This is a genomic window from Mesorhizobium sp. M0830 (assembly GCF_040319965.1).
GTDB lineage: Bacteria > Pseudomonadota > Alphaproteobacteria > Rhizobiales > Rhizobiaceae > Mesorhizobium.
In genome coordinates, this window is the sequence record NZ_JAMYOR010000057.1 from 40,297 (window position 1) to 46,358 (window position 6,062).

Annotated in this window: 8 protein-coding genes and 1 pseudogene; 5 read left to right on the forward strand and 4 right to left on the reverse strand. The window is 60.0% G+C overall.

The annotated features are described in order from the left end of the window. Positions 1-3 precede the first annotated feature (3 nt). Positions 4-219 carry a hypothetical protein gene (locus tag NKI20_RS26520; protein WP_352835918.1) on the forward strand — a complete coding sequence of 72 codons (216 nt, stop codon included), beginning with the start codon at positions 4-6 and terminating at the stop codon, positions 217-219. 91 nt (positions 220-310) lie between these two features. Here the strand turns inward: NKI20_RS26520 and NKI20_RS26525 are convergent, their stop codons facing one another. The 3 genes from NKI20_RS26525 to NKI20_RS26535 form a co-directional block, all read right to left on the reverse strand. Beyond that, on the reverse strand, positions 311-1,063 hold the full coding sequence (locus NKI20_RS26525; protein ID WP_352835921.1) for an NADH dehydrogenase ubiquinone Fe-S protein 4: 753 nt from the start codon (positions 1,061-1,063) through the stop codon (positions 311-313). Between the two features lie 68 nt (positions 1,064-1,131). After that, on the reverse strand, positions 1,132-1,626 hold the full coding sequence (locus NKI20_RS26530) for an Hsp20/alpha crystallin family protein (RefSeq protein ID WP_023758330.1): 495 nt from the start codon (positions 1,624-1,626) through the stop codon (positions 1,132-1,134). Between the two features lie 75 nt (positions 1,627-1,701). Beyond that, positions 1,702-2,172, reverse strand: a complete 471-nt coding sequence (locus tag NKI20_RS26535; protein WP_352835924.1) for an Hsp20 family protein — start codon at positions 2,170-2,172, stop codon at positions 1,702-1,704. Between the two features lie 393 nt (positions 2,173-2,565). Between NKI20_RS26535 and NKI20_RS26540 the strand changes: the two genes are divergently transcribed. Both NKI20_RS26540 and NKI20_RS26545 read left to right on the forward strand, forming a co-directional pair. After that, the gene (locus NKI20_RS26540; protein ID WP_023763181.1) at positions 2,566-2,796 is read left to right on the forward strand and encodes a hypothetical protein; all 231 of its coding nucleotides are present in this window, start codon (positions 2,566-2,568) and stop codon (positions 2,794-2,796) included. A gap of 290 nt (positions 2,797-3,086) precedes the next feature. Then, positions 3,087-3,479 carry a preprotein translocase subunit YajC gene (locus tag NKI20_RS26545; protein ID WP_023763180.1) on the forward strand — a complete coding sequence of 131 codons (393 nt, stop codon included), beginning with the start codon at positions 3,087-3,089 and terminating at the stop codon, positions 3,477-3,479. A gap of 223 nt (positions 3,480-3,702) precedes the next feature. Here NKI20_RS26545 and NKI20_RS26550 read toward each other — a convergent pair whose 3' ends face one another. Then, positions 3,703-3,906 (reverse strand): CsbD family protein, encoded by a 204-nt coding sequence (locus tag NKI20_RS26550; protein WP_023763179.1) that lies wholly within the window; start codon positions 3,904-3,906, stop codon positions 3,703-3,705. A gap of 144 nt (positions 3,907-4,050) precedes the next feature. On the opposite strand from NKI20_RS26550, the gene NKI20_RS26555 reads away from it, so the two are divergent. Continuing rightward, on the forward strand, positions 4,051-4,206 hold the full coding sequence (locus tag NKI20_RS26555; protein WP_352487745.1) for a hypothetical protein: 156 nt from the start codon (positions 4,051-4,053) through the stop codon (positions 4,204-4,206). 242 nt (positions 4,207-4,448) lie between these two features. Then, positions 4,449-5,647, forward strand: a pseudogene (locus tag NKI20_RS26560) (IS256 family transposase). Positions 5,648-6,062: the final 415 nt, after the last annotated feature.

Sequence of the window (6,062 nt, forward strand, 5' to 3'; positions counted from 1 at the left end):
TCAGTGAACCGTCCTCTGGTTGAGAACGGGCGCGGCGGCCGAGGACTGTCCGTGGTCACCGCGAAGCTTTCTTCACCTGCCGGGCCCAATCACGCGGAACCAGCCGGCCAGAAGGAAAGGCTCGACCTCGTCGGGCCGGAAGCGGTTGCCGGCGATCTCGCGCATGGCGGTTCCACTGGCATCGTCGCTTTGTCGGGCAAGGCTCGGCGCCCCGGCTGAGCGCACGCCCCGCTGCGGCGACGGCCAGCGCAAAACGGTTGGGAACGGCATTTTCACAATCGAACACGATGATCGGATCCATAGCGTCACCTCACATTGCCTTCTGCTTTTGTTCCGAGATCGAAACGGTCAGGTTCGCTGCCGTCATCCGTGGTTCCAATGCGAGCAGCGCCTGTTCCACTTCGTCGAGCCGGGTCGGACGTGCGTTTTCCGGCATTCCCTCGGATGTTGCGAGATCGACCAGATACTCATTCCACGCCCAGTTGCGCAGGACGGCGCGTTTCTCTTCGACGGTCAAAAGGGGGTCGACGACGACTTCTATCGGCGAGGCAAAAAGTGGCTCCGGGTCCGTCAATGCGGGCCGATAATGCGACACCTGCGAAACAGCGTCGTAACTGGTCTGTAGCAACGCCAACTGGAGGCGGTTCCAGACAAGATCCGCGCCGGGCTGCAGCCGCTTCTCAGCATCGGAAGGTTCGACAATGGATTTTTCGGCCGCCGGGCTTCCTTGAACCCTGTACGCGAGGCCCTGACGTTCGGCATAGTCGATGGCCGCCTGAGCCGTCGAAAAATCGAGCTCCACTTGGGTCAGGGTGTCACAGCTTCCGGTGTAACCCATCAGGGGTTCGATGACGGGTGCGATACGCCGCTCGAACACCAGCCGCCATCCTTTCGGTCGCGCACGGCCCGAGCTCATGACCGACCGGCAAGGCTTGTAGATCCGCGCGACCGCATCAGGCGGGAACTCGGATCTGCCGAATGACAGCGCTCGCCCGCAGTTGTCGTTTGCCGGGCCGAGACTTTCTACGACTAGTGTGACTTCACTTGCTTGCTTCGGCATCATTCGTCCCTCCCGTGGAGCGAAGGATGCGCCGGAGGCAGTTAGGTACCGCCTCCGGCCTGCTCTGTGCGTCAGTGGGTGATGGGGATACGCTTCACCTTCGACTGCGCATTCGGGTTCTTGGGCAGCGTCAGGGTCAGGACGCCATTGGCAAAGGACGCCTTGACCTTGTCGTCCTCGACTTCATAGCCGAGGGGGATGCGCCGCTCGAAGTGGCCGTAGAATCGCTCGGAATAGCCTTTCTCCTCGGTCTCCGACCGCTTCTCGCCACGCAGGGTCAGCATGTCCTCATCGAGCAGGACTTCAATGTCCTTCTCTTCCATGCCGGGAACCTCGGCGGTGACGCGAAGCTCATTATCCGACTCCGAGATCTCCACCTTCGGCCAGCCGCCATCGAAAGGCGAAAGCTGCCCCGCAGTAGGCAAGCGCGTCTCGAAGCTCCTCAACACGTCATCGAAGAGCCTGTTCACCTCGCGGTGAAGCGAAAGAAAGGGATCGCCACCGCTATAGATGCTCGGGGCCTGGTTGTTGTTACGGCCCCACGGGATAAGGTCACGCATATTCATCTTCGTTCACCTCCACGTTCAACCGCGCGGCACCGGACGATTGCCGGTGCCTGACGCTTCTGATTCACGATGACTTCAGGCCGCGTTCTTTTCGGCTTCGATCTGCCGCGGCGCTGCCTTTGCCGTGCTGCCGGCGATGGCGATCCGGCGCGGTTTCATCTCTTCGGGAAGCTCGCGCTTGAGATCGATGTTCAGCAGCCCATTGTCCAGGCTGGCGCCGACGACCTTCACATGGTCGGCCAGTTCGAACCGACGCTCGAAAGCGGGCACGGCAATGCCGCGATAGAGGTACTGGCCATTGTCCTCGCCAGGTTGCGACCCACTCACAACCAACAGGTTAGGCTGATGAGTGATTGTCAGCTGATCCTGCGAGAAGCCGGCGACCGCCATGGTGATGCGATAGTCGTCCTCACCAGCCTTGGCGATGTCGTAGGGCGGCCAATTGTCTGTCGCAGTGACGCGGCTCGCATTTTCCAGCATGTCGAAGACGCGGTCGAAGCCGATGCTGGACCGGAACAGGGGGGCAAAATCAAGGTTTGTCCTCATAGCCATATCCTCCTTTGAGCAACATGGTTTGCAACAAGGCCTAGGATCGCCTTGAAGCCTCCTAGGCTCTACCGGCCCCATCTGGCGACCGGCAATTAGTTATTTATAACAGGGCGTTGTGGCTTCAAGAGGGCGCATAGGAAAATTTTCAGCGAGCAGTGAAATTTCTTCGATGCCCGGTAGATTTCGGATCATAAGGCCGAAGGCTAGTGTCCATATATGAAACAAATTCGAAAACCACGCCCCAAGCGATTTTCCAGCCTTCCACCTCCAGCATTGCGCCCCTCCAAGTTGGATAATGGGAAAGCCGCGCCATTCCCGTGTACGGCTGGTAGCGGTCATTCATCGTTTGTGAGACAGTCAGGCAATCAAGCCAAGTTTGAAGGACGGCAAATGCCACTGCGACGCTATGGCGGAGCATTCGACGCCGCTGATCTGGCCCTGCTAAAGCGAGTGTTCGACCAAATATCCAAGGAGCGCTTCCTCGCCAAGAAAGACGTGGCGCAGATGGAAGCACTCGCCGAGGAAGTCGTCAACGCTTTCCAGAACGGGATCACAGATGAAGCGGACCTATTGAAGGCCCTTTCTAAGCAGCGCCGCAGAGGTCGGCGAATTTCAAACTGAGACACTACCGGCTGCGCGATGGCGGCGGTTCATGTCTGCTGAGTGCGCAGGTGCGAGCAAAGCAAGGAGGAGTGCCAGGCTGGCGCGACGTGAGCGCCGCAGCACCGTTCGTGATCGTCTCTTAGCTTCCGATCTGGCTAGCCCACCAAATTTAGTGGTGTGGGAGGTGCCGATACGGAGGCGCCGAGCATCGCCAGGTGGGAGCAGGTCAGCAGATGGCCCGAGCCGATCGCTGTCCTGCGTGGTTTCGATGGAAGGAAATTTCACGCTGGCGGGGCCCTCCGAGAGAAATGAGTTCGGCATTCGCCATTCGCTACGATTTCGCGCAACCAAGTCAGTTTGCCAGCATTATTAAGAAAAAGCACCGCAGGAAACCCATGTTGCACCATAGCATGCCTCGGGAATTTGAGATCGGTGACGAAGTGGCGCTGACCAGTACGGTGATCACGGTTCTCCCCAGCGGGCGCGCTAGAGTAAGCATCCCATCATATAACCATCCCTATGCGATCGATCCGCCACCTAAAACCCGAGCAGGAGATAAGGTCGTTCTCGTTGGGGATGTTACTCGCGTCGATCGCGAAGCCGATAAATTGACGGTGCGAATTGATTGCGGAGGCCTGATTACTGTCGACAAGGCTGCGATTACCAGGCTGAAGAAGCACCGCCGAGCTGGAGCGGGTTGAAGCTGGGCAGGGAAGTTTCTGCGCACGATGCGCTCGCCAAATTCCGCCGTGAACGGCACGTCCTGATCGGATTCCGGCAACGCACGATGGAAAGGGCAATCCCGCCGCTCGAAGCCTCGCCAATGACGGCCGATAGGTGCTTATCAGCTGTCCGCAGCATGAGCTTGAGGCCAGCAAGGGATACCACGAATCTGTTATGCCGTTCGAGCGTCGCGGCAACCGTCTACCAGTCTTGCCTGCCATACCACTCGTCAATGTCCCGGCGAACCTGATCCTTCTCCAGGCCGTAGCGCTCCTGAATGATGCCTTCAAGTTGGTCTCGTTTACCGCCGATGCGGTCTAGGTCGTCGTCCGTAAGTTTGCCCCACTGTTCCTTGACCTTGCCCTTAACCTGCTTCCAATTTCCTTCGACGCGGTCCCAATCCATGGCAGTGATCTCCTGGTTTCCGAAATGAAAACGTTATCCGGTAAGAGAAGTTCCTGCTGATTTTGAAACGCGGGCTCACATAGGTACCGCGCCGTGCTTGCCACCAGCACGATCGTTACGCGCGAAAGGCCTTTGCGATCCCTCATGACGCTGCAGAAATCCGTGCCCAAATCACTGGCTGTCGGTTTCACCGTGATCTGGCCGATATCTCAGGAAAACACCAATCGGAGGTTCCAGAGTCTTGTGGGCTTGCTGGACAAGGAGAACTTCACCGTCAAGATCGCTGCTTTCGCCGTCTGACTACATAGGTTCTTTGTTCTAGACGTCGAATGCCACGCCACGCGGCATTGTGGGTGGTTGATAAGTTGTTGAATGACCGCGCTTGGGTCGTGTCCCCGTAAGTGGTGTAGCTCGGCGGTAGCAAAAGCTGCTCGCGAGCGCGCCCTCGATGGCGCTGTAGGGAGCGAGCGGCTTTGCGGTGGTCATCGGCGCTTTCCGGTAGGGTCTGGTTGCGACACAACCTTTGACCGGAAGGACTACCGATGACCGACGACATGATGAACCTGCGCGCGCTCGTGGAGAAGACACCCGACACCGATCTGTTGCGTGAGATGATCGGCTTTGCCGCCGAGCGTCTGATGGAGATGGAGGTGGGCGCCGCGACGGGTGCTGCCTATGGCGAGAAGAGCCCACTTCGGACGGCCCAGCGCAACGGTACCGCGACCGGGACTGGGAGACTCGCGCCGGCACGGTCGAGCTGCGCATCCCGAAGCTGAGGAAGGGCTCCTACTTCCCGGGCTTTCTCGAACCGAGACGCATGGCCGAGAAGGCGCTGACCGCAGTGATCCAGGAAGCCTATATACAGGGCATCTCGACACGCTCGGTCGACGACCTGGTCAAGGCGATGGGCATGAGCGGCATCTCCGAGAGCCAGGTCTCTCGGCTGTGCGAGGAGATCGACGGCAAGGTGAAGGCCTTCCTCGACCGGCCGATCGAAGGCGACTGGCCATACCTGTGGATCGATGCGACCTACCTGAAGGTGCGCCGTGGCGGCCGCATCGTCTGCGTCGCCGTCATCATCGCCGTCGGCGTCAACGCGGACGGCCGGCGCGAGGTGCTTGGCATGGAGATCGGCACCTCGGAGGCCGAGCCGATCTGGACGGAGTTCCTGCGCAAGCTGACCCGTCGCGGCCTGCGCGGCGTCAAGCTCGTCGTCTCCGATGCGCACGAAGGCCTCAAGGCGGCCGTCACCAAGGTGCTCAGCGCGACATGGCAGAGGTGCCGCGTCCACTTCATCAGGAACGTGCTGGCCCATGCCGGCAAGAGCGGCCGCAGGGTCGTCTCAGCCTTCATCGGCACCGCTTTCGCCCAGGAGACGCCCGAGGCCGCGTCCGTACAATGGCGCACCGTCGCCGACCAGATCCGGCCGAAGGTGCCGAAATTGGCGACAATCATGGACGACGCCGAGCCCGACGTGCTGGCCTACATGACCTTCCCTAAGGAACATCGCGCCAAGCTCCACTCGACGAATCCGATCGAGCGTCTCAACGGCGAGATCAAGCGGCGCACCGAGGTCGTCGGAATCTTCGCGAACGACGATGCGATCGTGCGCCTCGTCGGCGCCCTGCTGCTCGAACAGAACGATGAATGGGCCGTCCAGCGCGCAAGATACATGACACCGGAAACGATGTCGCAAATGAGCGATGATCCTCTGATCAGCTTGCCAGCCGTGGCGCGCTGATCAGCCCGGCCAATGCCGGAGAGCACGGCGACCAAAGCCGTCAGCTACACCACTCCCAGGGACACGATCCGCGCTTGCGTCAAGAGAGGCTCTCCTTGGCCGCAAGCTTATGCGGGTAGCGGTGCGAAGGCGGTTTTGATTCATAGGAGCGTTTTGTGTGCTCTTTCGAACCGCGCCGGATATCGAACCCCGCCCTTGCGGGTTCAGGAATCCCGGCTCGGAAAGCCGGGCGTCCAATCGTCCTGTGCCGAGAAGCCGCTCACGCGGGGTCGCGTGCTTTGCGGCGCCGGTCCAGGCGAGCGACTGCGGATTTGCCTGTGGTCGTGGAAACAATGGTTGGAACAGAAGAGGCATTCGCCAGTTTGCTGGCATGCAGTCGGTGTTCGAACAAATTGCGCGGTCGCTGAAAAAGCGG

Excerpts from the sequence above, each read along its gene's own strand:
- NKI20_RS26540 (WP_023763181.1), top strand. The coding sequence starts at position 2,566 with ATGCCACTGCGACGCTATGGCGGAGCATTCGACGCCGCTGATCTGGCC.
- NKI20_RS26545 (WP_023763180.1), top strand. The coding sequence starts at position 3,087 with ATGAGTTCGGCATTCGCCATTCGCTACGATTTCGCGCAACCAAGTCAG.
- NKI20_RS26530 (WP_023758330.1), bottom strand. The coding sequence starts at position 1,626 with ATGAATATGCGTGACCTTATCCCGTGGGGCCGTAACAACAACCAGGCC.
- NKI20_RS26550 (WP_023763179.1), bottom strand. The coding sequence starts at position 3,906 with ATGGATTGGGACCGCGTCGAAGGAAATTGGAAGCAGGTTAAGGGCAAG.
- NKI20_RS26535 (WP_352835924.1), bottom strand. The coding sequence starts at position 2,172 with ATGAGGACAAACCTTGATTTTGCCCCCCTGTTCCGGTCCAGCATCGGC.
- NKI20_RS26555 (WP_352487745.1), top strand. The coding sequence starts at position 4,051 with ATGACGCTGCAGAAATCCGTGCCCAAATCACTGGCTGTCGGTTTCACC.
- NKI20_RS26525 (WP_352835921.1), bottom strand. The coding sequence starts at position 1,063 with ATGATGCCGAAGCAAGCAAGTGAAGTCACACTAGTCGTAGAAAGTCTC.